Raw genomic sequence first — 23,244 nt, 5'->3', positions numbered from 1 at the left:
TGTAGTTTAATGGAAACAATCTTTAACATTTTAACTGTTTTAGTTTTTTGGATAATATTTACCACACAATTAGCATTAACTACACTTTCTTTCATAGTAAAGAAGGATTGGAAAAAACTTAATATCTCTTTAAGTTGTGGTGTATTAAAGTTTAAAATAGAAGAGTAAGATTGAGTTTTGTACAAGGGAGGTGTGATAGTGGTAGACTTGGATATTAAAGATGTCACAGTAAAGATGGAATTAAACGGTGTCTTTTGGAATGAGGATCGGATTGCTGAAATGAAGGTGACTACAAAAGAAGAGCATTCTGTTATTCTTCGTCTAGTAGTTGATTTAGAAAGTAAAACTATTAGGGCGACGAGTGCGGAAATAGTGAATGGATTCTGCCCTCTGTGCAAACAGAAAAGGGACGAATGTAGTGAACTTAATGACTTGCAAAACAAAATGGAAATTTTAGAAGAAGCCTACGATTGGGTGAGAGAACATCCGGAATATCGTTTTCAATTATCTTTTTACGAGTACAATAAATTTGAAGTAGTAAAGTGAATTTTGCATCTTAACAACTTATAGAAGGACTTGGTCAACTAGAAATATTGAAGTAGATATTTCTAATGGAAATAAGCTTGTATAACAAGGAAGGGATGTATTTGATTCTGCAACAAATGTCATCTTGCATCAAAAAAATTTGAAAATAAACATGTTTTATTATAAAGCAGAAAAATCGATTCTTAGTAGAGTCGGTTTTTAATATAAATAAAAGAGCGCTTATTAAAAGCGCCCAGTAACAACAGTTATATGGAAGTATTTATCCCGTAAAAGCCCGATTGGTGAGGGTTAATAATTAGTGGGGGATGAACAAAACCCCACTGATTAAAGTTTCACTTTATTCAATACCGCTCGGATCAAACGAATACTGCTGCTTATTCTCAATCCGCTCAATCACATCTTGCAGCTCATCCGGCTTCAGAAACTCAATAGGAGAGAAGCCTTTTTCAAATGTAAGTGTGTCTGCTTCAATCATAAGTACATATCGATCATTTACCTTCGCAATATGTATTTGATCCCCGAAATCCGCAAGCAACGCCTTCACAGAGATATGATCGGCTTTTAGTTTTAATTCCACTTCAGGAGCATGCTCAACGATTTGAGCGGTAGCTTCCATTACTTCTTCGGTTGAAAATTGTTCCATAATTTCGCGTTTCGGACTGGCAGCCCATACTTCCATTGCTTGGTCGAATTGTTCGCGTTCTTCCGTACCTTCTTCAAATACATCTTCAATTTGGTCATATACCATGTCCATTACTTGTGTTTTCATAATTTCAGGCATAGAGCGTTCATACTCGACGAATTTTAAGAAGTCTTCAAAATAACGGGCGTGTGATGCTTGATGAATTTTTAGTTCGCCTACTTCAACCATCCCTTCTTCAGGCATGTACGTGAATTCACGTATTAATGGCGGGTTGGTAGCGAAATAATAAAATGGGACACAAAATGGGACACATTTCGTTCATATATTCGTAATTTTATCGAGTTGTTCTGATACGGACTTTTGCATGTCAGGCAAGACGTGGCTATACGTATTTAATGTCGTTTCGATATCCGAATGACCTAACCGATCTGCAATTAATTTAACGTTAACATTTTGCTGAATCAACATAGTCGCATGCGTATGACGTAGGTCATGGAATCGTATCTTAGGCAATCTGAGTTTCTCCGTTAAGTTATAGAATTCCTTGCGTAAATTACGGGGAATCATCGGTTTTCCTGTACGAGTACATACTATAAGGTCGTTATCTTCGTATTTTTCACCGTGATATAAACGTTCTTCTAGTACCGTTTTGCGATGCACTTTTAATTCACTGACTAGTTTGTCCGGAATGTGGATAGATCGTACACTAGATGCGTTTTTTGCACCAGCTTTGATTTCCGCTGTTTGAGTAAGTGTTTGTCGGATATAAATTACATTATTATCAAAGTCAACGTCCCTCCAACGCAACCCCATAATTTCGCCTTGACGCATACCCGTTAATAATGAAATTACACAAGCAACGTAGATACGGGTTAATCGATGTACCTTTTTCGATTCTCTTATGAAGTAATTAACTTGATCTAATGTCCAAACACTCATCTCTTTACGTTGTTTTTTCGGTAAGGTGGTACCTGTTGCTGGATTGTCTTTAATAAGCTTCATTACTTTAGCTTTCTTAAGAGATGCGTTGACTATTCGGAAAATTAGGTGGATAGTATGTGCTGAGTAATCCGTTTCATTTGCTAGGTTATTTATGAATTTTTGGATATGAACAGGTTCAATTTTCTTTAATTTAAAATGGCCGAGTTTCGGTTTTATTATATTTTTGCAGAAGATTGAATGTGTTTCATATGTAGACTTCTGAAGAGAAATACGCCTCTCTTCGAACCATTCGTCAAGATACTTAGAATAAGTCATTTGAGACAAATCAAGGGATTCATCGTTTAGAACATCGGCGTGAAACTTAATTAGTGCTTCTTTAGCCTCTTTCTCCGACTTAAACCCACGCCGTTTTACCTGTCTTCTTTTTCCTGTAAAAGGATCTTTTCCTAAATCGAAGGAAAAGTACCAATGCCCTCTTTGTTTATCTTTTAACACACTACCTTTCATAATTAAAACCTCCATTGAGACTTAACTATTAAAAATAGTTTCCATAACCTGTATTTTAAACCGCGGGACACAATTTGTATAGGGGTATAAAAAGTAGAAAATCGTAAATTAATTATATTTTTTTCGAAAAAGTGCGCGAGGTTACAAAGTGCCGCGTCATAGTAAATATAAGGAGTTCAAGATTCAATGAATGGAGGAGAAAAGTTGAAAGTTGGAGTTCTTGATTTACGTCAAAATAAATTCGTAATGGTAACAAAAGCAGTAATCGATGATACGCGATTTATTACAAAGCCAGTAGATAAGTTAATATACGCTGTACTTTGCTCTTATGCGAATAATGATACGAGAGAATCCTATCCAAGCGTTTCAGCTATATCGCAAAGGGCTAGATGTTCAGAACGCACAGTGCGTAGATCATTGCGAACGTTAAAAGAGTTAGGACTTATTGACGTTAAAGCCAGATTCGATGATTATGGGCAGTCCACTAATCTTTATGTATTATTGGAGCTTCCTGATTATTTTAATGAGGGGTTGACAAAAAAGGAAGAGAGTCCTTGCTGATTTTGTCATGGAGTCCCTGTCGCCAAGTGCAGACGAACTATACTTATATTAACTAGACTTATAAGAACTATACTAAAGATTAAAAACCAAAACCTTGAAGTCTATTTCTAACGAAATACCCTTCCATCATTAATATATTCTGCGGTAATTACTTATATAAAAGAATGTCGCTAATAGATAATGAGATACAACGAGCGTAAGCGAAGTTGTCAGGTTTTAAATAATTATCGAAAGGAACGATTTATATGAATAAAAAGATTCTTATTAAACGATTAGAAAACATCTTGTTTCACATAAATACAAACGGAAAAATAATCGGAGGTTATCGCACATTAGAAGACGTTAAATATAGCCTAGAAAACTTAGTAAATGAATTGAAGGAAAGTTAAGAGGAGGTGTTTACGGTGAGAGACGTAACAAAGCGGCTGCAACGTATTCTATCGGAACTAGAATCGTTAGAGTCCGACATGCAACAAACGAATACACGTAAGTCACAAACGGATTTAGCGCAGCAAGATATCTTGCATATTATCGAAATAGAATCGTTTACTACAGCGCGTGGCAATCACTTGCTGAAAGAACTGAAACGTATTCGTAAAGAACGACGTAAGGCAAAGGACGATCAAGCGATATTGCAGTCGGTTATGCATACGCTAAAAGGCGTTAAGCAAAAAGTCGAGTGTAGTATCGGGAGTGTAACCGGAGTAATTGAACGTCAACAAGAACGCAAGGTCACGAAAGGTTATTGACGTAAATTTTACGGTCAAATACGTAGACAAAATTCTAGAAATCTACGAATAGGTTAACTGAGCAGTACAAATGGAGGGGCAATGCAGTTACACGATTTATTACTGAAAGAAATCTACATCGAGGCGCTAATCCGTCGCAACGTATTCAAAACGGAAGACGGGCGCGACTTATGGCAGGCATCTAACGAAGAATTACATGCGCAATTATTTGACGAGGATGGGACGTAATGAGAGAAATTAAGTTTAGAGTGTGGTCTAAACACACTAAGAAGATGTTTTATGAAGGGTTTTACATTTCGCAAAATGGTGATTTATTTCAAAATGATTCCTTAGATTACAAAAATAAAGACTCGTTTGAAGTTATGCAATATACAGGTTTAAAAGACAAGAACGGTAAGGAGATTTATGAAGGGGATATTCTTGAGTGCACATCTGAACTATTAACGAATTACGGTACAACTAGAACTGGTAGATTTGAAACGACATATAAACAAGTGATTTGGTTAACCGATTCATGGGGGTATAGAGTTCTAAAAAGTAAACATATTGTTGAAGGTGCTGAAAGGAAAGGTTTAGAAGTAGCGATAAAGTTTGGTGTTGTTTGTGGAAACATCTACGAAAATCCCGAACTATTAAACGGAGTAGGTGACGCTGAATGACTCGCATATCAACGAAAGATTTCCGCAACCTACCAATCGAAAAGTGGAACGTAACAACATTCCGTGAGTACCTAAAGTACGAGCATGAGGAACGTTATAAAATTCCGTATGTCACTCGCAGCTATGCGATGGAAGGTCGTATGTTGAAGACGTTCATCGCCGAATATAAACCGGAAGCAACAAAACTATTCATCGACGCATGTTTCGCCGACTATAAGTCGACACGGGAGTATCCCGGATTGAACTTTGCGTTTATGTATTCGTATATGCGATCTAGGTTGTTGCCGAGAGTTCTTGAAGAAATTCGTAAAAAAGAGGCTCGTTTTTCGCGAAATCAGACACATATTAAAGTGAGTACTCAAGAAATTATCGATTATTTATAACCTGATAAATTATTTTTTTCGAGAATGTGCAAGTGAAACGTGAAAAATGCGAGATATGTATTAGTAGGAATGGAGGGATACAAATGGCAAGACCTAAATTAACGTTTGAACAAGTGAAAGTGAAGTTTGAAGAACGTGGTTATGAGTTGTTGGAAACTGAATACGTAATAGGTACAGCAAAGATGCGGTATAAATGCCCGCATCATCCGGATAAAGAGTTATCGATTAGTTATGCAGAGTTACGTAACGGCAGTGGTTGTCGATATTGTGGGATTTTAAAACGTAGACATTCTTTTGAACTCGTAAAAGAAACGTTTGAAAAACGCGGTTACAAGTTACTAGAAAAGAATTACGTAAACGATAGAACGAAAATGCAATATAAATGTCCGCACCATCCAAACGAAGTATTTACGATACTATTTTCACATTTACGAAGAGGGCACGGGTGTCCAAAATGTGGGCAAGCACGAAGTGGACAAGTCCGGTCAGAAGCGCATTTTAAAGAGCAAGCATCGAATGGTCCGTCAATCTATACGAAAGAGCAACATCAAAAAGCACGTCAAGAAACTTCGAGATTGCTAGATACGTATTGTTACGATTGCCCAAATAAGGATTTACCGTATATCGGAGCGATTGAAGAACACTGTTATAAAAACTGTCCGCATGTAATTGGGTTAGATATACGAAGATGTGGCGCAATATTAGCCGGTGAGGATGCAGACGCGGTGATTGAGTACTATAAGTTGAAGTTTGAAAAAGAACGTATCGACCGTAAAGAGGTGACGATTTAATGCAATGCATTCTATCCGATCATTGTTCATTATACAAAAGCGAAGCATGTAACCGACAATGCACCTCGTACATCGCACTACATGGGCACAACGGTAATGGAGGACGTATGGCAGCGACCAACTTACCGAAAGAATATCGACATTTAACGTTACAGAATTCGCCTGTAAAAGATACACAACCGAAAGTCTATAAATCTATTGAAGCATATGTGTCGACTTTCTCACGGCAATTTGAGGCGGATCAGGCGACGAACCCGAAGGATAAAATTAAATCGATGTATTTGTTTTCCGAAGAAACTGGCACAGGGAAAACGACAACAGCAGCCGTAATTTTAAACGAGTGGGTCATACGACATTACATCGGTAGTTTGCAACGAAATAGGCAATCGTTGCAGGTACCAGGTTATTTCTTAGATGTGAACGAATGGCAAACGTTATTTAACGAATTTAATCGATCAAACATACCGCGTGAAACCGCCGAGAAATCAGCAAAAGAATACTACCGTCGAGGCAGTCATGCGAAGATGGCACCTTTCGCAGTGCTAGACGATATTGGAGTGCGTAGTGCAACCGAGGCATTTCGAGGGGATTTACATGCGGTGATCAACCATCGGGTAACAAACGGATTACCGACGGTATACACTTCGAACATTCCTATCGATGAGTTGGAAAGCGTGTTTGATCGTAGGCTTTACGATAGAGTACGAGATTTGTGCGTGGTGTTGCCGTTCGAGGGCGATTCGAAAAGGGGGATGCGTAGATGAAGAAGTATATTATCGCAGTATTTATATCTCTACCGACATGGTTTTGGCTTACGTATTTTTGCGGATTAAGTGAGATAGAAACGTTGGCTACTGCTTTTATTCTCGGAGTGACTTTCGGAATTTATGAAGCGATATTAGAAGAAACGGATAAGTAAGACAAAATTTGAATTTTGTAGAAAAAGGAGAATGGATATGGACAAAAAAATCACTTTTAAAGCTAAGAAGGATATCTATTGGGAGGACTGGGGGCATTTAAGATTGGTTTTTTCAAGAGGGAATGTGTATCCAGGTATTCTTCATAAAGATGGAAGTGTTACAGCAGAGACGCCTTATTATGAAGGGATTTCTGATTACGTAGATATAGATTCTATAGAAATAATTTGAACCAAAGCGTTATTTGGTCGGAAAGTGAGTGATATAAATGAAAGATAAATTAGAAGGTGTTATGCGCTGTTCTCGGTATGAACACGAGCAACTCAAAAGAAAAGTCAAAAAGTTAAAAGAAGAAAAGGATGAACTTTTAGAGCAATTGGCATCGTGTAGAGAGTATTTGCTTCCATTAATGGAAAATCACAATGATTATGAAGAATTGCTTGCTTTGACTGTATCTGATCCATTGCAGATATCATACTTATGCAAACGAATAGCAGAAGAGGCAAGTATGATGCTGAAGAAAGATGTGGAAAAGGTTTATGTAATGTTCCATGAAGGTCATCGTGGCAAAAGTAATATCGCTGTTACAGAGGATAGAGAAGTTGCACGTAAATGTATACAGGGATTTCACAGTAATGGAATTTTAGCAAGTTGGGATGAATTAGAGGTTTGGGACGGTAATCATTTAGAGCAACAAGAAAACCTTACAAAATAGTTATTTTATGGAGTGGTGTAGATGGACGAACATATAGCTATAAAAGAGTGGCACAGGATTTATCGTCTGTTTATTATTAGTCAGCTTTACACAACCCTTGACGATCAATCTTTCTTGTTGGGGGTTGCTGATGAATTTTATGAATTCTATAAAAAGATAGAATCTGGAGAAATAAAAATTGATGAATATGGTCAGTTAATTGAATAGAAAGGAAGAACAAAAGATGAAAGTATTTTGTATCAAAGATGTGGTTATGAATACGAACGGAAAATACGGTAAGTATTCCGGTAAGAGAGTTTTTACAAAAGGAAAATTGTATAAAGCAAGGCATCACACAACGACCTTAGAAGATCCGTGGACACCAGTTAAAGTATTACGAGCTAATAATGATTTAAATGATCTTCATATTATCAAACACTGTTATGAAGGAGCAGACCATACATTCTTTGAAAATCATTTTTTAGAAGTTAAAAACTAAACAAAATTCTTATTTTGGAGGGAAATAGATATGATGAAAGTTTTTAAAATGAATGATTGCGATTGGGTTTGCGCTGAAACGGAAGAGCAAGCTAAAGAGTATTACAAGAAAGAATGTGGTTTTGATGATGACGAAGTTAATGAGTATTTCGAAGGGGAGGTAAGTTTAAATACCATGATGCATGTAGATGCAGATGACTTGCCAGAAGAAGAACTTACTAAATGTCAGCAGATGACTAAGTACGGTGATACATTGTTGGTCTTAAAACCGTTCAAATGGGTAATTGAACACGAGAATATTACAAGTCCTTGTGTTATAGCTTCAACAGAATACTAAACAAAATCTTTATTTGAAAAGGAGACGGGAGTCATGAGAGAACGTGAAAATTGGGATGTATTATGTGAGGTTTGCGATAAAACGATTGAACGTGGAGTAGCAACAGAATCTGGCGATAATTACTGTGACACTTGCTATGACAAGTTGGCGTATGGAAACAAAGATAAATAATCTAATAAAATCGTTATTTGAGAGAAAGGAAGAATGAAGAATGAACAAATATACAGCAGTAACATTTGTTAATTTAGGTGTTTTAACGTTAGCTGGATTTATTTTTTACTTAACAAATAGTTGGTGGTCATTAATTATCTTATTCTGCTTATTTAGAACTACTAAGGATTAATACAAAAACGCTATTTTAGTAGAATCCCCCCTTTTTAAAAGGCCTGTTGTGAGGGTAGGCCTTTTAAAAAAATTAAGGGTAAAGCTTTACATGGAGATAAATTATATATTACTAGATTTAATTCATAAATCCTGTGTGTTGAAGATTAAAAAAATTATATATTTAACAAAAACTTCATTTTAATAGAAAGCGAGGTGGTGATATGAGTCTTACTTTTATAGACTTATTCGCCGGGATTGGCGGATTTAGATTAGGAATGGAACGAGCGGGTCATAAATGTCTTGGATATGTAGAATGGGACAAATTTGCTAGAAAATCGTATGAAGCAATCCATAACATTGAAGGAGAGTGGACAGTAAATGACATTAACGATGTTAACCCAGGAGAAATCCCAGCAGCTGACGTTTGGTGTTTTGGATTTCCTTGCACCGATATATCAATCGCAGGACCACAAAAAGGATTGTCCGGAGCAAGATCAGGATTATTTTATAAAACGATTGAACTCCTCAAAAGCCAAAAAGAAAAAGATAAACCTAAATACCTTTTCATTGAAAACGTTAAAAACTTGTTTTCAGTTAATGGAGGATGGGACTTTGCCAGAATTCTCATTAGCCTGGACGAAGCAGGGTACGATGCAGAATGGCAATTGCTCAATTCTAAAGACTTCGGAGTCCCACAAAACAGAGAAAGAGTCTTTATTATTGGACATTCTCGAAACAAATGTGGACGAGAAGTATTTCCTATCGGAGGAAACAACAAAGAGATTGATAATGTACCCGGACAACAAATTTACGCCAATACACTCACAGCAAGATACGGATCAGCATTGGGATCAGGAGCGTATATTCTTGAACGTGAACAGCATTAAGAAATCGAAAGAACCGAAAGTATTGGTGAAGGAAGCTACAAAGCAAGGATATGCAGTAGCGGAAGTAGGAGACAGCATTAATTTTTCGGTCCCGAACTCAAAAACGAGAAGGGGAAGAGTCGGAAAGCAAATCGCACAAACATTAGATACGGCATGTAATCAGGCAACGTTGCTAACTGATTATCGAATCAGAAAATTAACGCCAAGAGAATGTTGGAGACTCCAGGGCTTTCCGGATTGGGCTTTTGATAAGGCACAGGAAGTAAACTCAGATTCTCAGCTTTATAAACAATCCGGAAACTCAGTGACTGAGACAGTCATCCATGAGATAGCAAAGAGATTAGTATAAAAATTTCATTTTGTAGAAAATGAGGGATATATATGCGGATGTATAGATGGAGAGCTACATTAACTGCTAGTGGAGAATATGAACGGCTAAAAAAACTCAAAGAGCGTAGCCGAAAGAGAAAATTACATCGTAACTTCACTATAGAGAAGCAAGAATGGTCTTCAGCGTGGTTTGGCTGGATAGATCCAATGTGGATTGCAAAAAGAGAAGACAGAAGAAGTAATAGACGTAAATTTAAAAGAGCAGCTAGCAAAAGCTAACTGCTCACCCAAGAAAAACAGAGGAAAGATAACCATGTATCTATAGTATTTACGGAATATTGAGTTTTATTCAGGGGAGGAAGAGAAAAATGAGTAAAGAAAAGCAATTAAAAGAAACGATTGAATCATGGTTAAATAGTGTGGATGTAGAAGATGTAGAAAGTTTTCAATCGGTTGTTAGAGAAATTGAAGATGTTTTAAATATTTACATTGAAAATATGTAGGAGGTAGAGGGAAATGAAGAAACTATTAATGCTACTATCACTTATGTTAGCGGTCGGTTGTGAGAAAGAAGATCCGCCAACAAATGCGGATAAATCAAATAGTACGGAATATATAAAAGTTTTTGTTGATAAGGAAACAGGTTGCGAATACTTGCATAAGTCTGAGGGTGCTGGATATCAAGGTTATGGCGGAATGACAATCCGATTAGATGAAAGCGGAAAACCAAAAGGTTGTAAAAAGATTTCTTAACAAAATAATCCTTTTAATAGAAAGCGAGGCAAAACAATGAGCGTATACTCAACGAAAGAACAAGAAACGGTATTAACTTTCGATAACGAAACGAAGGAATGGAGCGCATACTCTTGCGTTCCTAAACACATTCGTAAACTAGTAGCCTTGGTCGGAGAGGAAAACGTTACAGTTATCGAAAGTGATGGTGACGGCAACTCAGTAGCGGTGAAATGTACGTTGCAAGAGAAAAACGTAAGTATGAAACGCTTGCGAACATATAGCGAGAAACAGAAGCGTGAGATGGCGGAGAGAATGCGAGCGGTTCGTGGTATTGCAATTGACTAACGTAATCATTTTAAAATTGTTGAAATACAAGTATTAATATTTTTTGTAAACTATTAAATATAAACGATCTTTGGTAACCAAATAAAAACCGCTCAACAAACAATATATTGGAGGTGTAGTTAATGAACTACGGAGAAATGCTTTTATCGAAAGTGGTAGATACCGCTAATCCTATACAATTAAACCATGTAACAGAACGAGATTTTGTTACAGAAGCGGAGCGTAAAGCATACCGTTTTATTAAAGATTACGTAGATACTAATCGAGGGCGTGTCCCAGACTTCCGTACGCTAGTAGCAGAAGTCGACGGCTTCACATACGTCCCAAATGTCGAGGATAGTTTCGAGTATTTAACGAAGCAAATAAAATCCTATTCTGCGAAGATTGAAGTGATGGGATTACTACAAAACGAAGCGCCGGGCCAATTCGAACAACTAGACGGAAATTCTTTCCTTGAATGGTTGCGAGAAAAAGTCGACGGAGTTATAATAAGAACAAACGTTCGAGATAAAGTGGGAACAAGTTTAAAAGCTGATGCGCCTAAATTTCTAGAAGAATACGAACGGCGTAAAAAGGGTGATTCATATCGCATTTGGCACTCACGTTTTCCATTCATCAATAAGGCGATTGGTGGCTATGTTTCTTCAAACGTCTATACAATCTACGGAAAGTCAGGACGGGGTAAATCCGCAACGACTATCGAAGAGGGTGTAGAGATGGCGTTCCAAGGTGCGAACGTACTTATTTGGTTAATGGAAATGGGATGGTTCGAGGGAATGGTACGTTTGTATACATCGATTTCTTCTCGTATTGGAGCGACTGTAGCCGAACTAGACGGTATAAATTTAGAAGCCGGTTTTGATTCGAAGGAAATCCGTCATGGTAAACTATCAGAAGAATTTGAACAAGGATTTAAAACGTTCTTAGCGAATATCAACGAAATTCTACCTGGTAATATTATCGTACGAGGCGTAGATGATGACGATTTTCACCGAAGGGATTTACGACAGTTAGAAGTAGATATAACTGAGACGAATGCAGATGTAGTAATTGTCGATCCGTTCTATTATCTAGACTACGAAAAGAACACGTCTAAAACGGCTGGTGGCGATGCGGCTGAAACATCGAAGAAGTTACGTCGATTAGCCGGTAAGACAGGCGTGGTTATGTTCGCTATTACACAAGCGGATGAGGTCGATAATAATGAGGACGAAGATGGTCAACGAGAATTACGCTTACCAAAACGTAGCGAGGTAAAGAAAACAAAAGCGCTCTTAGAGGACGCGGCGTTATTGATAGCGGTTGATACTGACGCAAAACAAGGACGAGGTATGATCGGTATTAATAAAGGTCGTGACGGCGGTGAAGGGGAAAGCGCTGAAATTATTTACATGCCGCAGATTGGTGTAATTAAGGAAATGGAAACCGGCGAACAAGCGGCGAAGCAATTCACTTCGGTATTTTAAATTAAAAGAACGGTAGGTGGATCACCTTGTCAAGTATTCAGATACGTGGGCAAGACGTAAATGTAGACATCGAATATGAACTTCGGCAGTTTTCTTGGACTAACGAACGATGGTCCTACGATAAACTGATTGCGGCAAGTCCGTTTCGATATGAACACACGCCGAGCTTCTTCGTCAACTTAGATGGAGATTACGCAGGTACATGGAAAGATTCAGGCGCATTTGATAACGAGTGGGAAAGCGGCAACTTTACCAGATTGTTATCTTACTTGCGAAATGAGACGTATGAAGAAACGGAAGAGTATCTACTCGAAATGTACGGTGTGGAATATAGTTACGACAATCTCATACTCAAGCCGCCGAAACTCCGGATTGAAAGCAGACGTAATCCCCTCGATTTTGGTCGGTTGCAAGAGTACGCTTATCGTCATCCGTATTTAGGACAACGAGGTATTAGTGAAGAGGTGCAAAGGCAAATGAAGATCGGTTACGACCGTTTTAGGCAGGCGGTTGTAATTCCGTGGTTTGATACAAACGGTAGATTGGTGAATATAAAGTATCGGAAGGTTTCTTCGAAAGTCTTTTGGTACGAAAAGGATGGAAAGCCAATTGGAGATTTAATATACGGACTACATCTTGCTTATAGACGAAATATTAAACGTGCAGTATATTGTGAAGCGGAAATAGATGCGATGTCGTTTATGACGGCTGGGGTTTTCGGATTGGCAAACGGAGGCTCGTCGTTTAACCAAAGTAAGGCAGATCAATTATTAAAGTCGCCAATAGAAGAATTAGTTATCGTAGCGGATAACGATCTAGCAGGCGAGAAACTTCGAAAAGAACTTGAGAAATATTTAAACGGCAAAATACGCTTGACAAATGGATTTGTTCGTGGGTATAAGGATGCGAATGAAGCGTTGATAAAAGACGGAAGGGACTCGTTGATATCTGTAGTTGATAATGCGGAGCCAGTTCGATTAAAATTGATATACGTGAATTCACGTAGTGACGGTCGGAGGGAAGATACGAAACCTTCCCGGTAAATAGATGTTATTCCGTTTCCCATTCGTATAATTCTTCGATGTCACAATGTAGTTTAGCGGCAATATTACGTGCTCTTTCTACATTCGGCAAATTACGCAGGCTGACATAATCCGTTATGGATTGCGGTGTAATACCAACTTTTAGTGCGAGTTCAGCTTGTGTAATGCCGTTCTTTTTACATAGTTCGGGAATACGGCACCTTCCGACTTTAAACGATTTAACCACCTCCTTTCTTAAATCGGAGGCTTTGAAACTATTATTCTTGAATGTTTATAATTTTAACTACTTTTTCTATAGGTACGTCTAGATGTAGACAGATTTCTTCTATTGTACTCAAATTTACAGACATCCCTTTGTTAATATTGGCAATAGTTCTTGCGTTTAGAATGGTACCGCGGAGATCACTAATTACCATCTCTTTCTCTTTTAGTGTCTCATGCAACGGAGAGTAGTCAATCATTTTAACACGTCCTTAAAAAAAGTTTCTCAACCCATTCTCTGTTTACAAAAGTAAACATTAGAATTATAATTACATTATACCAAAATTTTCTTATACAGCATAGGAGGGTTTTCAAGTGCCGGGGTTTCACAGAGAGATATGCGATTTTATAAATGATAGAGACGATTTAACATTTTCAAGTGTAGGTGAACAAATCGAGGCGTCAAAGCAATGTATGTCTAAGTTTAAGAAGGATGGTACCATAGGGTTTAGAAAACTCTTGAGACTCTCCTATTATCTATTTCCAGAGAAGCAACGTGAGAGGATGGAGGATTGGTGCCTGCAATTAGATTCAGCAGAGTCAATCCAACAGAGTCTAGAATATGCAGCAATAACGCGGAATGTAAATTTACTAAAAAAACTAATTAAGAAACACAAAAAAGAAACTGGTATTGTAGGAGATTATATAGATGTTTATAAAATTATCTATAAATACATGAATTATGATATAGAAGGTTATGAAATAATAGAACATTTAAAAAAGATTGAAAATACTGAAGATGGTACGCTTGCGATTTTGATTAACATACTTAAGTGTTATGATCATTTTGCACAAAAAAAGATTCACCTTATGTTGGATCTCGCTTTAGAGGTAGAAGAAATGATTAAGAATTTAAGTGACAGTCGAAAGTTATTTATCAAAGAATGCTATCTTCATAGATTAGCTGAAATTTTAGCTCCAGTTTACCTACATAGAAATGAACTAGATTTAGCAAGACATTATGCATCTCTAATAATTAATGCAAATATTTGCGCGAAAACAGTTTCTGATGCGTCATACTATGTAGGGATGTCGTACTTAGTTGAAGATAAAGATAAATGTTTAGAATATCTTCAAAGAAGTCACGAAATCGCCAAATCTGTCAATGTAAAAAATTTAATTCTACAAACCAGAGATAACCTAGATTATGTTAAAATTTACCTAGGTATACCGCTTGGGATAGATTCAGATGCGAGACTTGTCATGTATCAAAACAACAGAAAAAATGTAAAGTTAATTAACGATTATATTGAGGAGAGAGGTGAGAGAGATTTTCTTTTGATGTATAGAGCTTGCAATCAAGAATCTATCCTTGGGCTGTACGAATGTTTCCAGAGGTTCTTTTCAAATTCGAACTTCTTTTTCTCTAGTCTAGTAGCGAAAGAAATATACGACAGAGGCGATCGTTCCGGTATGACTCAAATGTTAACTAATTTTAAAACTAACAATTTAAAGGGAGAGATTCAGTTTGAAAAAAGTTTTATTAGGAGTTTCCGCAATTTTGACTCTAGCTCTAGGAGTGTTTGCGCTTAATGAATTTGTAGATGCACAAGGAGATAATCAACAATACAGTTCACAAGAAACAAGACCGGGTGGTTAATTAGCAATTGAATAAGATTATGAAGAGCGATCTTATTGATCGTTCTTTTTTTTGTTTTTCTAAATGCTTACTAAAGTATACAAAGTGTAAATTCCAGTACTTAGTGTACTTTGATAAATATTCCATGGTAATATGCTACAATTTGAACATTGGCAATAAACGAAAAATTTCTTTTGAAAAAAATTATAAAAAATGTGCGCGGGCTTGGCCGCTTGTGCGTCATAGTTATTGTAAGGGGGAATAAGAAGTGAAAGAAGAACAAAAATTGAATATTAACGAGATGGCAAACGATTATCTTCGAACAGGAGACGATTTCATCTTTACGGATTTGTACACTAGCTTATCGGAGGTATATCGGGACAAGCTTCGGTATTGGAGTACGAGTACATACATGGCAAACGAACATGATATAACCGGATTGTTCCACGATGTAATACAAAAGGTATTAGAAAGTTTGCGAAATAACGTTGGCGGCGATTTCGTAAAACTATTCGCAGTATCATTAGGTAACAGTTACAAATCATTACTACGGAAGTTACGTACAAGAAGAAAGTACGAATTATACGATGGGCCAGATAGCGATGAGAATGAGAACACGGCAATGTTCGAAACTCTCAAAGACGACTTTGACTTAGAAGAGCACGTTATAAAAAAGAAAGAAGCCGACCAGCGTGAGCTAATCGACTTCCTTACAGACCCAGACAAGGTCAATGACGAGACAACGACGGCGATCGTTGAATCGTTCCTGTCGAGTGAGAATAAAACTCCAACGCCGACGGCAATCGGCAAAATGTTGGGGCTACATCACTCGACAGTTATACGCAAAATTGAACGCCTGGCAAAGCGCTTCGACGAGAGACAATTCGGTAATTACCGAGATTATCTCCTTGCGTAAAGATACGTTCTATATGCTTAGGCAGTGCATATAGGACAAGTAGTTTAACTCATTTTGTTTAATGTACGAAGGGGGCAAAACGCTTCCCTTTGTACTTACAACTAACCGACTTGGCAGGTCGATTAATTGCAATACTTTTGCTTAACGAGGAGTTAAGCGGAGGTACACTGACAATGCACCTCACTGTAATTATACAGTATTACCATGGTATGTTACAAATTAATTATATGTAAATTCTAGCGACAACATTCGAGATATTACGTATTATTCGTATAAAATAATTTAACGAATGTCGATATAACGTCATTACCCGTCGTTAACCTTTCCTTCCCCTAAATGTAGTAAACGGGTAGTGGCGTCATATGGGCGTTTGGCATTACAGCACGATGTGTTGCGTCCTAAAATTCTTGATTTCTACCGATGTATCCCCCACGTCGGTATTGCGTAACTTGAGAGGTTGTTTATCGCTGAAGAGCGATAAGTTGCGTAATACGGGCGTGGGAGGCACCCAAGCTCGAATTTATAACAAGGGAGTTGTTTCAATGGGTATTAGAGAAACGTTAAAAAAGCGTGAGGAACAACGTGAGGCAAATCAAAACGGAGGTAACAACGATTTTCCAGAAGGCGTAACGCGATATGTTCGCATGGGGAAACACGGCGAAGTAAACGCAGACGGCCGCACGTTTATCTTACTGGCTGATCCAGATAACTGGTATTTCTACTTCGTACACGAGGATAAAACATTCGACGGTAAACGTACGATTCACCGATTCAGAAAACATTCCTGTTTACATTCTCCACGTGAAACAGACGCAGACATTACGCAATACTTCAAACCAGGTAAAACGGAATGTCCATCATGTAAAGTCGGAGCGAAACGTAAGATGTACGCAATGATTCCTGTGTACGATTTGGAATACGGTACTTACCGCGTGATTGATACGGCAGAGTTCCACATTAACAACATCATCGCTGATTACGACAAAGCAGAAAAGATGGGCCGTAAGTTTAATCCGCAATATTCACTAGTAGGTGAAGCGGTTCACTTTAAACAAGTCGATAAGTCTTACTCGTTGGAGTCAGGCGAAGCAACAGACGAGCAAGTCGAAAAGGCTAAAACGTTTATCGGTACGGACTTCAGTTACGAAGATTTAGCTAATTATCGCGAAGAGGACGATATCATTGCATTGTTACAAGATGCGGAAGATGAAGCTATCGATAAATCGAAATTGCCAACGGCCACAAACAACGAAGGTACACCAATCGATATTTCAGACGATGACTTACCGTTCTAAGGGGGAGCGTATATGGCGCATGAAACAACAATTAAGGGCGGTTGCTCGGAACTACGAGTAGCCCTCGCGCTCTTAAACCTCGGTTGGGAAGTAGCGAATTCGTTCATCCCGGAGGTTTACGACTTAGTAGCGCGTGATCCGATTAACAAACAATGGTACACGATACAGGTAAAAACAATTCGAGTAAGACACGATCGTGACGATGCGTTAGTAGTACAAGCGAAAAAAGGTAACGGCGAAGCTTATACGAAAGATGATTGCGACTATATCGCAGGAGTCGAAGGTGACCGAGTATTCATGTTCGAATGTGCAGGACAACGTGAGTATTGGGCTACGGAAACTAGCGCAAGTCAACGATGGATTGAGTTAACGGCGGTAAATGAAAACGAAACGGAGGCGGTTGAGAATGGGTAAATTATCTGTTTTAGGCGCACAACGCGTCAAAGCTCTGACAGAGATGTTAAACGAAAAATTACGTGAAGAATTATTTAATATTGAGACTCCTTCAGAAAAAGAGCTTCAAGCAATGGTAGATAAAGAATTCGGTATCGATGATTGGCAATCAGAATACGAGAGCCATATAGAGCAGGCAAGAGAAGTAATTAAGAAGTTAAATATTATAACGGGCAGAGGCATTTCAATTAGTGAAAATAATTACGGGCGAAACAATACTACGGATTACTCGAAACGTCTTAGTGAATTACGTCAAGAATTTATAGATAAACCACGTCAACAATTACGTGATGAATATAAAAGGAAAGAACAAATGTTGTGGCTTTGTGAAACGTTAGAAGAAGCGAAAGCAATCGTAGGTATCTAATAATAACGAAGAAAACGAGGAGGAATAATAATATGGCTAAATTAGACGGAGTTAAAGTGGTTAATGAAACGGTGGAATACAACGGGTTTGTTTACGAGCTTACGAAAGAAGAAGCGCGACAAGGTGATCTAATTCAGTGCCTTGAAGATGGTGTTATGGATTTAACGTATGGAGCGTTTTATCAAGTAATCGGCACGGATGAATATGATGATATGCAATTTCTTGACGATGATAACGATGAAAGAGACCGAAGTGTTACTGATGAGGAATATAAAGTATTCCGCAAATCCCACGAAATTACCAACGACAACCTTACCGACGCGGAAGGCGGAAAAGAAGGTACTGTAAAAATCGAATTGCCTGACGGAACTAAACTCGAAGGTACTCCGTCTGATTTAGAAAAGATTACTCGTAAGTTACAAGAGATGCAAGTGGAACAGAGATCATCGGTGGAAATGCCAGAAGAAGCGGTCGAAGTAGAGAATGCAAGTGAGCCGGTGTCAGAACGTTTACAGGTTGGTGACTATGCGAAGGTTATCACACACGATGATAATGGCCAATCTAAATTTGGCGATATTGTAAAAGTAACAGAGGATGATGAAAGCAACGTTCCGTTTGACACTAAACATTTAGACGGTAGTTATGCGGGATGGCACTATGAAAATGATTTAGTACGTGCTACAGAAGACGAAGTAAAAGCGGCAACTGCAACGAAAGATGAGCCGTTAAAGATAGGTGATTATGCGAGGGTAGTAGGCAATGAATCAGATGTATATGAAAAAGGCAGTATCGTAAAAATTACCGACGTTCCTTACGAAAAATGGGATTATCAAGCGATTGGAATAAAGAAAGACGATGAAATCGAAGATGCGTACGAGCAATTCTTTGAACGAGAACTAGTAAAAGCAACCGATGAAGAAACACTTGAAGTTAAACAAGCGTTACTGAAAGAAGGGGACTTTGCGAGAGTTATTGCAAATACAACTAGCCATTACTTTGAGGTTGGGACGGTTGTAAAACTTGATGAATACTCAGAAGAAACAGATGCGTTTTCCGCATATTATCTCGACGGGTCTGATTTTTGGAGAATTTATCGTAGTGATCTCGAGCCACTAACGAAAGAAGAAACGGAGCACATTACTCGTGAAACTGAGGAAGAGAAGAAAGCGAAGGCAGAACGTGAGAAGTGGGCGGCTATCGGTCGTAAGGTTGGTGAGATTAAGGACGGTGATGTCGTTAAAGTAACCGACAATACAAACGGTTCACATTTAAATAAAGGAGATATTGGAGAAGTTTCACAAAGTGGTGGTAGAACGTTTCGTGTGAATACCCCAGATTGTACCGACGTAAATTGGTTTGTACCTGGAAGAGTAGAGTTAATCGTCCCTGTAGAACAACGTTTTGATACAGTAGGTTAATTGATGCGCATGCATTTCGAATATTGTAAGAACTGCAGCTCCGTAATAGGGCCGTACCATAATCACGTTTACGACGACCGTGAAGATAATCATTTTTGCGATAAACGTTGTTTCGAAGAGTGGGCGGAAGATAGTCACGAAGTGGTAGTAGAGTTTTATTATCGATTAAATTGCAAGGAAACGGGGCGGTAAATATGACGCCGAAGTTAACGTTAAATCTAAAAATACCGGGTGCTGAAGCCGTTGAAGAAACGAAAACACGGGTAGCGAAAGCGGTCGAGCGAAAGGAAAAAGCGACCGAAACGATTGAAGAAGCGTTCCAACGAGTTTGGCAGACGAGTAAATGGGACGAGAAAGAAGTAGCATTATTTAAACTGGCACATGAAGCGTTCTTTTCCGGTGCGATAGGCAGGTTATCGGAAAAGCGTTTAACGAAAAAAGAAATTAAAGAAATGGGACAACGAGTACAAGAAGAGCGTGAGGATGCGTTGCGAAAGCAGCGTATCCAACAAACGCTTGCTAATAAACCAAGTAATTACCATATTATTACTAATGAAACGAAACTAGGCGAAATGATTTCGCGTTTATATAAAGAAACAGAATTGCAACGTACTGACGAATGGTTTCAACAGGCATTCAAACTATTCGATAATACATTAATCCGACGTAAGTTAAGCGAGCGAGGTATCACAATCCCTTCGGCGCTGTCATTGACGGTGTGGGATACGGAGACTTCCGGATTAGACAAGATGATTGATTTAACGGGTGGTTATTCGTTTTGGCTTCCGTTATTAAATGAAGGTTATTACGTAGCTTACGGACATGTGAATGAAAAACAGCAGTGTAAACGTTCAGTGGCATTAGAAGTAGTTAAGCCGTTTTTAGAAGACGCAGCGCACATCAAATCGTTCCATAACGCAGAGTACGATTTGAACTTATTACGTAACGATGGATTTAAACCGGCGGGTGTACGTTTCGACTCAATGGATGCACAATTTATCTTATATGATCACGAAGAAACATACGGTTTAAAACCGCTATTCACGAAGTACAAAAAAGCAATTGGTGGCTATGCGTTAGAAATGGATGATTTTACTTTCGAAGATTTATTCGGAAATGGGTCACCGTTACCGTACGATGCTGAAACTGTTGGGATATACGCCATCAAGGATGTACACAAAGGTTGGTTATTAACGAAATGGCAAATTGATAACTTAGTAGCGACGGACGATTTAGCAAAAGCGTATTTTGAAATCCGTCAATACTTACCTGAGGTAAACGTGGAGATTGTTCGTACTGGCTTCGAATTAAACTTAGAAGAGCTTTCAAAGTTGGAAATTGAGTACGGAGAAGCCCATGGTGAGGCACAACGTAAGTTATTTGAAACGTATGAGATTGACGATGAGTTTCTATATAAGATGTCGATTGCAATTAAAGGCGAGCAGATTAACAAGTGGATTGAGGCGCAAAAGAAACGTATTGAAAAACAAAACGATATGCTAACTAAGTGCCAAGCAGAAATTAAAGCGGCCAATCCAACGACTAAGAAATATCAACAATTAAAGACTCGTATTCATAAGTATCAAAACGAGGAACTACCCGAGGCGATTCCGCAGAACGCTCCGGATTATATACATGAATTTAATTTATCAAGCAACGATCATTTAGCGTATTTAATATACGACCATTTAGGTATTAAAGACCGTACTAAAGAAATCGTAAAGGATAAGAAGAAAGTACGGGCGGTTTCAAATGATGTGCTAGAACGTTATTTCAAGGAAGAAGAATCGCTTAAACCACTTGCGGACTTCTCGAAATATAGCAAGTTACTCGGCACTTATGTCGAGAAGATGCCGAAAGCGTTAGATGTTGACGGACGGATTCATACGCAACTTAGAACGGTATCAACTGGGCGCTATGGTTCGAGTGGTTACAAAGGAAAACCCAACGACGTTTATACCGGCTCTATTACAGATAGTAACTTCTTAGATATTATTCAACGATTAATAGATTGTAATGAACAGGTCGAAAAAGGAACGAATTTACAGAACATACCTTCACGCTCAGAAGAAGGATTGCGAGTGCGTAAGACGTTTGTTCCTCGAAAGGGATACATGTTTGCTGGTTCGGACTTATCTTCGATTGAACCAAGATTACAAGCGCATCGTATGGCTACAGAATTCGGAGATGAGATATTCGCAATTATGTTCCGCAAAGGGCTTGACCCTTACGTGGAATTTGCATCGTTACTGTTCGATGTACCAAAAGAACATTGTGTGGAATCGTATTACAAAAAAGTAAAGGGCACTGATAAGGCCGTACCACCATTCCGTAAATTAATGAAACAATTATTCCTAGCGGAAGGATACGGGCAGGCTTTTGAGCAGTTTTATAAGTCTGTTCAGGTATACGGAATTACAGAAGAACACGCAGCAACCGCGTATAAGAAATTCGATGAAGTATTACCAGGATTTAAAAAGATGGTAGAAGCGACGTTTGAACATCTTCGACAACATGGATGGGTCGCTACATTATGGGGACAGAAACGTAGATTCCCGAAGTATAAAGAGCAATGGAAACGACTAAATCAACTCATGCGTAAAGCGCGCATTTCAGATAAAAACGACCCGAAACTAGGTGAGAAATCACGAAAGTTAAAGTGGGAAGAACGTTCGGAGTTTTGGGAGTTAATCAAAGCGACAGGTAAAGCCGAGCGACAAGCGTTCAACCATACGATTCAAGGTTCGGGCGCTAACGTATTACAGCTTTGTATGATTCGTAGTTATTACGAATGTACTCTTGCGAAAGGTTGGGAATTCAACCTAACGTTACATGACGAAATGAAGCATTCGATTCCAAACGATCAATTAACACCTGAAGTTATTGCGTTGTATGACGACATTATGACGAATACGGTCATTCTAGAAACTCCGCTAGAATGCGATACGGTAATCGAACCGGAGTGGATGAGCGAGTATTCGGCGGAAGATTGGGATTTCGAAAATTGTAAACCTAAGGAGGAAAAATAAATGTTAGAATCGTTACTTTTAAAATTAATCGTTATGCAAGAAGCGGAATACAACACTGAACAGGTTTTTGGTAAGACGAAAGAAGAGTGGGAGAAAGAAGTTAGCGAATTATCGGCAGAAGAGCAGGCAGATATTTTAGAAAATAACGGAACCTCGGTTCACTCTGAATACGAAGATGGTGGACGTTGGTCAAACTATGAAACTAAAGTATATCGTTTTTGGCATAATAGCGAATCAGTTTACTATCAAATATCTAAAGAAGTACCAGCAACGGAAATGCAAGACGGTGGCGATTTCGGTAATCCAGAAATTGAACAAGTTTACCCGAAAGAAGTGACGACAACTATTTATGTAGGTACTCCACCAGATGAAACAGAGAAGAAACCGAAAGGAGGGCGTAAATGATTAATCTATCCCAAGTATCAACGAAAGAATTAAGCGAAGAATTAGAGCGACGACAAGGCGTAATCAGCGTCAAGGTCGAGCCTTACGAAAAGATAGAGGTCGGAGGTATACGTGTAGCAGGACCAGCAATCGTTTTAATAAATCAAGACTAATAGGAGTGAGGG

Annotated in this window: 36 protein-coding genes and 2 pseudogenes; 34 read left to right on the top strand and 4 right to left on the bottom strand. The window is 38.5% G+C overall.

Annotated features, from left to right (window positions below; translation table 11 throughout):
- Window positions 1-198 precede the first annotated feature (198 nt).
- Window positions 199-546, top strand: a complete 348-nt coding sequence (locus tag MHB52_RS18425; protein WP_000227983.1) for a hypothetical protein — start codon at window positions 199-201, stop codon at window positions 544-546.
- Between the two features lie 337 nt (window positions 547-883).
- On the opposite strand, the pseudogene MHB52_RS18420 reads toward MHB52_RS18425, so the two are convergent.
- Together MHB52_RS18420 and MHB52_RS18415 are read right to left on the bottom strand one after the other, a co-directional pair.
- Window positions 884-1,444 (bottom strand): annotated as a pseudogene (locus MHB52_RS18420) (DUF3898 domain-containing protein); the annotation flags it as partial.
- A 63-nt stretch (window positions 1,445-1,507) separates the two neighbouring features.
- Window positions 1,508-2,638, bottom strand: a complete 1,131-nt coding sequence (locus MHB52_RS18415; RefSeq protein ID WP_061664080.1) for a site-specific integrase — start codon at window positions 2,636-2,638, stop codon at window positions 1,508-1,510.
- Between the two features lie 186 nt (window positions 2,639-2,824).
- Here MHB52_RS18415 and MHB52_RS18410 point away from each other — a divergent pair, with 186 nt between their 5' ends.
- The 23 genes and pseudogenes from MHB52_RS18410 to MHB52_RS18300 all read left to right on the top strand — a co-directional run bounded on the left by MHB52_RS18410 (window position 2,825) and on the right by MHB52_RS18300 (window position 13,357).
- Complete coding sequence (locus MHB52_RS18410) at window positions 2,825-3,199, top strand: helix-turn-helix domain-containing protein (RefSeq protein ID WP_016123206.1); 375 nt, start codon at window positions 2,825-2,827, stop codon at window positions 3,197-3,199.
- A 245-nt stretch (window positions 3,200-3,444) separates the two neighbouring features.
- Window positions 3,445-3,588 carry a hypothetical protein gene (locus tag MHB52_RS18405; RefSeq protein WP_172797034.1) on the top strand — a complete coding sequence of 48 codons (144 nt, stop codon included), beginning with the start codon at window positions 3,445-3,447 and terminating at the stop codon, window positions 3,586-3,588.
- A gap of 15 nt (window positions 3,589-3,603) precedes the next feature.
- Window positions 3,604-3,948 carry a hypothetical protein gene (locus tag MHB52_RS18400; protein WP_061664079.1) on the top strand — a complete coding sequence of 115 codons (345 nt, stop codon included), beginning with the start codon at window positions 3,604-3,606 and terminating at the stop codon, window positions 3,946-3,948.
- An 81-nt stretch (window positions 3,949-4,029) separates the two neighbouring features.
- Window positions 4,030-4,176 carry a Fur-regulated basic protein FbpA gene (fbpA, locus tag MHB52_RS18395; RefSeq protein WP_080451653.1) on the top strand — a complete coding sequence of 49 codons (147 nt, stop codon included), beginning with the start codon at window positions 4,030-4,032 and terminating at the stop codon, window positions 4,174-4,176.
- Window positions 4,176-4,607: a YopX family protein gene (locus MHB52_RS18390; RefSeq protein ID WP_061664078.1), complete on the top strand. Its 432-nt coding sequence runs from the start codon at window positions 4,176-4,178 to the stop codon at window positions 4,605-4,607. Before fbpA ends, MHB52_RS18390 begins: the two co-directional genes overlap by 1 nt.
- Window positions 4,604-4,990 carry a hypothetical protein gene (locus tag MHB52_RS18385; protein ID WP_061664077.1) on the top strand — a complete coding sequence of 129 codons (387 nt, stop codon included), beginning with the start codon at window positions 4,604-4,606 and terminating at the stop codon, window positions 4,988-4,990. Before MHB52_RS18390 ends, MHB52_RS18385 begins: the two co-directional genes overlap by 4 nt.
- A gap of 83 nt (window positions 4,991-5,073) precedes the next feature.
- Window positions 5,074-5,781, top strand: coding sequence for a hypothetical protein (locus MHB52_RS18380; RefSeq protein WP_061664076.1), 708 nt, complete (start codon window positions 5,074-5,076; stop codon window positions 5,779-5,781).
- Window positions 5,781-6,545, top strand: a complete 765-nt coding sequence (locus MHB52_RS18375; protein WP_061664075.1) for a hypothetical protein — start codon at window positions 5,781-5,783, stop codon at window positions 6,543-6,545. The genes MHB52_RS18380 and MHB52_RS18375 overlap by 1 nt, the downstream gene beginning before the upstream one ends.
- Window positions 6,542-6,700: a hypothetical protein gene (locus MHB52_RS18370; RefSeq protein ID WP_172797033.1), complete on the top strand. Its 159-nt coding sequence runs from the start codon at window positions 6,542-6,544 to the stop codon at window positions 6,698-6,700. Before MHB52_RS18375 ends, MHB52_RS18370 begins: the two co-directional genes overlap by 4 nt.
- A 37-nt stretch (window positions 6,701-6,737) precedes the next feature.
- Window positions 6,738-6,929 carry a hypothetical protein gene (locus MHB52_RS18365; protein ID WP_228497372.1) on the top strand — a complete coding sequence of 64 codons (192 nt, stop codon included), beginning with the start codon at window positions 6,738-6,740 and terminating at the stop codon, window positions 6,927-6,929.
- Window positions 6,930-6,966: 37 nt separating this feature from the next.
- Complete coding sequence (locus MHB52_RS18360; protein ID WP_061664073.1) at window positions 6,967-7,413, top strand: hypothetical protein; 447 nt, start codon at window positions 6,967-6,969, stop codon at window positions 7,411-7,413.
- 21 nt (window positions 7,414-7,434) lie between these two features.
- The gene (locus tag MHB52_RS18355) at window positions 7,435-7,620 is read left to right on the top strand and encodes a hypothetical protein (RefSeq protein WP_060852353.1); all 186 of its coding nucleotides are present in this window, start codon (window positions 7,435-7,437) and stop codon (window positions 7,618-7,620) included.
- A 16-nt stretch (window positions 7,621-7,636) separates the two neighbouring features.
- On the top strand, window positions 7,637-7,891 hold the full coding sequence (locus tag MHB52_RS18350) for a hypothetical protein (RefSeq protein WP_061664072.1): 255 nt from the start codon (window positions 7,637-7,639) through the stop codon (window positions 7,889-7,891).
- Window positions 7,892-7,921: 30 nt separating this feature from the next.
- Window positions 7,922-8,227, top strand: a complete 306-nt coding sequence (locus MHB52_RS18345) for a hypothetical protein (RefSeq protein WP_061664071.1) — start codon at window positions 7,922-7,924, stop codon at window positions 8,225-8,227.
- 33 nt (window positions 8,228-8,260) lie between these two features.
- Entirely contained in the window at window positions 8,261-8,398 is a 138-nt protein-coding gene (locus MHB52_RS18340; protein WP_080451652.1) for a hypothetical protein, read from the top strand.
- Window positions 8,399-8,438: 40 nt separating this feature from the next.
- Window positions 8,439-8,570, top strand: a complete 132-nt coding sequence (locus MHB52_RS18335; RefSeq protein WP_277996114.1) for a hypothetical protein — start codon at window positions 8,439-8,441, stop codon at window positions 8,568-8,570.
- A gap of 202 nt (window positions 8,571-8,772) precedes the next feature.
- Window positions 8,773-9,787: pseudogene (locus MHB52_RS18330) on the top strand (DNA cytosine methyltransferase).
- Between the two features lie 32 nt (window positions 9,788-9,819).
- Window positions 9,820-10,047 carry a hypothetical protein gene (locus MHB52_RS18325; protein ID WP_061664070.1) on the top strand — a complete coding sequence of 76 codons (228 nt, stop codon included), beginning with the start codon at window positions 9,820-9,822 and terminating at the stop codon, window positions 10,045-10,047.
- An 89-nt stretch (window positions 10,048-10,136) separates the two neighbouring features.
- Window positions 10,137-10,271, top strand: a complete 135-nt coding sequence (locus MHB52_RS18320) for a hypothetical protein (RefSeq protein ID WP_255289357.1) — start codon at window positions 10,137-10,139, stop codon at window positions 10,269-10,271.
- A gap of 13 nt (window positions 10,272-10,284) precedes the next feature.
- Window positions 10,285-10,521, top strand: coding sequence for a DUF6440 family protein (locus MHB52_RS18315; protein WP_061664069.1), 237 nt, complete (start codon window positions 10,285-10,287; stop codon window positions 10,519-10,521).
- Between the two features lie 36 nt (window positions 10,522-10,557).
- Window positions 10,558-10,848: a hypothetical protein gene (locus tag MHB52_RS18310; protein ID WP_061664068.1), complete on the top strand. Its 291-nt coding sequence runs from the start codon at window positions 10,558-10,560 to the stop codon at window positions 10,846-10,848.
- Between the two features lie 122 nt (window positions 10,849-10,970).
- A complete protein-coding gene (locus MHB52_RS18305; RefSeq protein ID WP_061664067.1) occupies window positions 10,971-12,314 on the top strand; it encodes a DnaB-like helicase C-terminal domain-containing protein in 1,344 nt (447 codons plus the stop codon).
- 26 nt (window positions 12,315-12,340) lie between these two features.
- Window positions 12,341-13,357, top strand: a complete 1,017-nt coding sequence (locus tag MHB52_RS18300) for a toprim domain-containing protein (protein ID WP_061664066.1) — start codon at window positions 12,341-12,343, stop codon at window positions 13,355-13,357.
- A gap of 7 nt (window positions 13,358-13,364) precedes the next feature.
- Here MHB52_RS18300 and MHB52_RS18295 read toward each other — a convergent pair whose 3' ends face one another.
- Window positions 13,365-13,583 carry a helix-turn-helix transcriptional regulator gene (locus MHB52_RS18295; RefSeq protein ID WP_042867551.1) on the bottom strand — a complete coding sequence of 73 codons (219 nt, stop codon included), beginning with the start codon at window positions 13,581-13,583 and terminating at the stop codon, window positions 13,365-13,367.
- A gap of 31 nt (window positions 13,584-13,614) precedes the next feature.
- The gene (locus MHB52_RS18290) at window positions 13,615-13,818 is read right to left on the bottom strand and encodes a helix-turn-helix domain-containing protein (RefSeq protein ID WP_000568403.1); all 204 of its coding nucleotides are present in this window, start codon (window positions 13,816-13,818) and stop codon (window positions 13,615-13,617) included.
- A 115-nt stretch (window positions 13,819-13,933) separates the two neighbouring features.
- On the opposite strand from MHB52_RS18290, the gene MHB52_RS18285 reads away from it, so the two are divergent.
- From MHB52_RS18285 to MHB52_RS18240, 10 genes are all read left to right on the top strand, one after another.
- Window positions 13,934-15,151: an AimR family lysis-lysogeny pheromone receptor gene (locus MHB52_RS18285; RefSeq protein ID WP_061664065.1), complete on the top strand. Its 1,218-nt coding sequence runs from the start codon at window positions 13,934-13,936 to the stop codon at window positions 15,149-15,151.
- 314 nt (window positions 15,152-15,465) lie between these two features.
- A complete protein-coding gene (locus MHB52_RS18280) occupies window positions 15,466-16,113 on the top strand; it encodes a hypothetical protein (RefSeq protein ID WP_061664064.1) in 648 nt (215 codons plus the stop codon).
- Between the two features lie 542 nt (window positions 16,114-16,655).
- Window positions 16,656-17,408: a hypothetical protein gene (locus MHB52_RS18275; protein ID WP_061664063.1), complete on the top strand. Its 753-nt coding sequence runs from the start codon at window positions 16,656-16,658 to the stop codon at window positions 17,406-17,408.
- 12 nt (window positions 17,409-17,420) lie between these two features.
- Window positions 17,421-17,822, top strand: coding sequence for a hypothetical protein (locus MHB52_RS18270; RefSeq protein ID WP_061664062.1), 402 nt, complete (start codon window positions 17,421-17,423; stop codon window positions 17,820-17,822).
- A complete protein-coding gene (locus MHB52_RS18265) occupies window positions 17,815-18,228 on the top strand; it encodes a hypothetical protein (protein WP_061664061.1) in 414 nt (137 codons plus the stop codon). Before MHB52_RS18270 ends, MHB52_RS18265 begins: the two co-directional genes overlap by 8 nt.
- Before the next feature lie 32 nt (window positions 18,229-18,260).
- Window positions 18,261-19,646 (top strand): hypothetical protein, encoded by a 1,386-nt coding sequence (locus tag MHB52_RS18260; RefSeq protein ID WP_061664060.1) that lies wholly within the window; start codon window positions 18,261-18,263, stop codon window positions 19,644-19,646.
- Between the two features lie 3 nt (window positions 19,647-19,649).
- On the top strand, window positions 19,650-19,838 hold the full coding sequence (locus MHB52_RS18255) for a hypothetical protein (protein WP_154698672.1): 189 nt from the start codon (window positions 19,650-19,652) through the stop codon (window positions 19,836-19,838).
- 2 nt (window positions 19,839-19,840) lie between these two features.
- Complete coding sequence (locus MHB52_RS18250) at window positions 19,841-22,675, top strand: DNA polymerase (protein ID WP_061664059.1); 2,835 nt, start codon at window positions 19,841-19,843, stop codon at window positions 22,673-22,675.
- The gene (locus tag MHB52_RS18245) at window positions 22,676-23,080 is read left to right on the top strand and encodes a hypothetical protein (protein ID WP_061664058.1); all 405 of its coding nucleotides are present in this window, start codon (window positions 22,676-22,678) and stop codon (window positions 23,078-23,080) included.
- On the top strand, window positions 23,077-23,232 hold the full coding sequence (locus MHB52_RS18240) for a BC1881 family protein (protein ID WP_061664057.1): 156 nt from the start codon (window positions 23,077-23,079) through the stop codon (window positions 23,230-23,232). Before MHB52_RS18245 ends, MHB52_RS18240 begins: the two co-directional genes overlap by 4 nt.
- The last annotated feature ends 12 nt before the right edge of the window (window positions 23,233-23,244 follow it).

Source organism: Bacillus sp. FSL K6-0073 (genome assembly GCF_038006085.1).
Lineage (GTDB): Bacteria > Bacillota > Bacilli > Bacillales > Bacillaceae_G > Bacillus_A > Bacillus_A cereus.
Note: the sequence above shows the minus strand (reverse complement) of the source record. Positions and strands in the feature narration are given on the sequence as shown.

Coding starts and splice junctions, on each gene's coding strand:
- MHB52_RS18415 (WP_061664080.1), bottom strand. CDS start 2,638: ATGAAAGGTAGTGTGTTAAAAGATAAACAAAGAGGGCATTGGTACTTT.
- MHB52_RS18410 (WP_016123206.1), top strand. CDS start 2,825: ATGAATGGAGGAGAAAAGTTGAAAGTTGGAGTTCTTGATTTACGTCAA.
- MHB52_RS18405 (WP_172797034.1), top strand. CDS start 3,445: ATGAATAAAAAGATTCTTATTAAACGATTAGAAAACATCTTGTTTCAC.
- fbpA (WP_080451653.1), top strand. CDS start 4,030: ATGCAGTTACACGATTTATTACTGAAAGAAATCTACATCGAGGCGCTA.
- MHB52_RS18390 (WP_061664078.1), top strand. CDS start 4,176: ATGAGAGAAATTAAGTTTAGAGTGTGGTCTAAACACACTAAGAAGATG.
- MHB52_RS18385 (WP_061664077.1), top strand. CDS start 4,604: ATGACTCGCATATCAACGAAAGATTTCCGCAACCTACCAATCGAAAAG.
- MHB52_RS18380 (WP_061664076.1), top strand. CDS start 5,074: ATGGCAAGACCTAAATTAACGTTTGAACAAGTGAAAGTGAAGTTTGAA.
- MHB52_RS18375 (WP_061664075.1), top strand. CDS start 5,781: ATGCAATGCATTCTATCCGATCATTGTTCATTATACAAAAGCGAAGCA.
- MHB52_RS18370 (WP_172797033.1), top strand. CDS start 6,542: ATGAAGAAGTATATTATCGCAGTATTTATATCTCTACCGACATGGTTT.
- MHB52_RS18365 (WP_228497372.1), top strand. CDS start 6,738: ATGGACAAAAAAATCACTTTTAAAGCTAAGAAGGATATCTATTGGGAG.
- MHB52_RS18360 (WP_061664073.1), top strand. CDS start 6,967: ATGAAAGATAAATTAGAAGGTGTTATGCGCTGTTCTCGGTATGAACAC.
- MHB52_RS18355 (WP_060852353.1), top strand. CDS start 7,435: ATGGACGAACATATAGCTATAAAAGAGTGGCACAGGATTTATCGTCTG.
- MHB52_RS18350 (WP_061664072.1), top strand. CDS start 7,637: ATGAAAGTATTTTGTATCAAAGATGTGGTTATGAATACGAACGGAAAA.
- MHB52_RS18345 (WP_061664071.1), top strand. CDS start 7,922: ATGATGAAAGTTTTTAAAATGAATGATTGCGATTGGGTTTGCGCTGAA.
- MHB52_RS18340 (WP_080451652.1), top strand. CDS start 8,261: ATGAGAGAACGTGAAAATTGGGATGTATTATGTGAGGTTTGCGATAAA.
- MHB52_RS18335 (WP_277996114.1), top strand. CDS start 8,439: ATGAACAAATATACAGCAGTAACATTTGTTAATTTAGGTGTTTTAACG.
- MHB52_RS18325 (WP_061664070.1), top strand. CDS start 9,820: ATGCGGATGTATAGATGGAGAGCTACATTAACTGCTAGTGGAGAATAT.
- MHB52_RS18320 (WP_255289357.1), top strand. CDS start 10,137: ATGAGTAAAGAAAAGCAATTAAAAGAAACGATTGAATCATGGTTAAAT.
- MHB52_RS18315 (WP_061664069.1), top strand. CDS start 10,285: ATGAAGAAACTATTAATGCTACTATCACTTATGTTAGCGGTCGGTTGT.
- MHB52_RS18310 (WP_061664068.1), top strand. CDS start 10,558: ATGAGCGTATACTCAACGAAAGAACAAGAAACGGTATTAACTTTCGAT.
- MHB52_RS18305 (WP_061664067.1), top strand. CDS start 10,971: ATGAACTACGGAGAAATGCTTTTATCGAAAGTGGTAGATACCGCTAAT.
- MHB52_RS18290 (WP_000568403.1), bottom strand. CDS start 13,818: ATGATTGACTACTCTCCGTTGCATGAGACACTAAAAGAGAAAGAGATG.
- MHB52_RS18275 (WP_061664063.1), top strand. CDS start 16,656: ATGGGTATTAGAGAAACGTTAAAAAAGCGTGAGGAACAACGTGAGGCA.
- MHB52_RS18270 (WP_061664062.1), top strand. CDS start 17,421: ATGGCGCATGAAACAACAATTAAGGGCGGTTGCTCGGAACTACGAGTA.
- MHB52_RS18265 (WP_061664061.1), top strand. CDS start 17,815: ATGGGTAAATTATCTGTTTTAGGCGCACAACGCGTCAAAGCTCTGACA.
- MHB52_RS18260 (WP_061664060.1), top strand. CDS start 18,261: ATGGCTAAATTAGACGGAGTTAAAGTGGTTAATGAAACGGTGGAATAC.
- MHB52_RS18255 (WP_154698672.1), top strand. CDS start 19,650: ATGCGCATGCATTTCGAATATTGTAAGAACTGCAGCTCCGTAATAGGG.
- MHB52_RS18250 (WP_061664059.1), top strand. CDS start 19,841: ATGACGCCGAAGTTAACGTTAAATCTAAAAATACCGGGTGCTGAAGCC.
- MHB52_RS18245 (WP_061664058.1), top strand. CDS start 22,676: ATGTTAGAATCGTTACTTTTAAAATTAATCGTTATGCAAGAAGCGGAA.
- MHB52_RS18240 (WP_061664057.1), top strand. CDS start 23,077: ATGATTAATCTATCCCAAGTATCAACGAAAGAATTAAGCGAAGAATTA.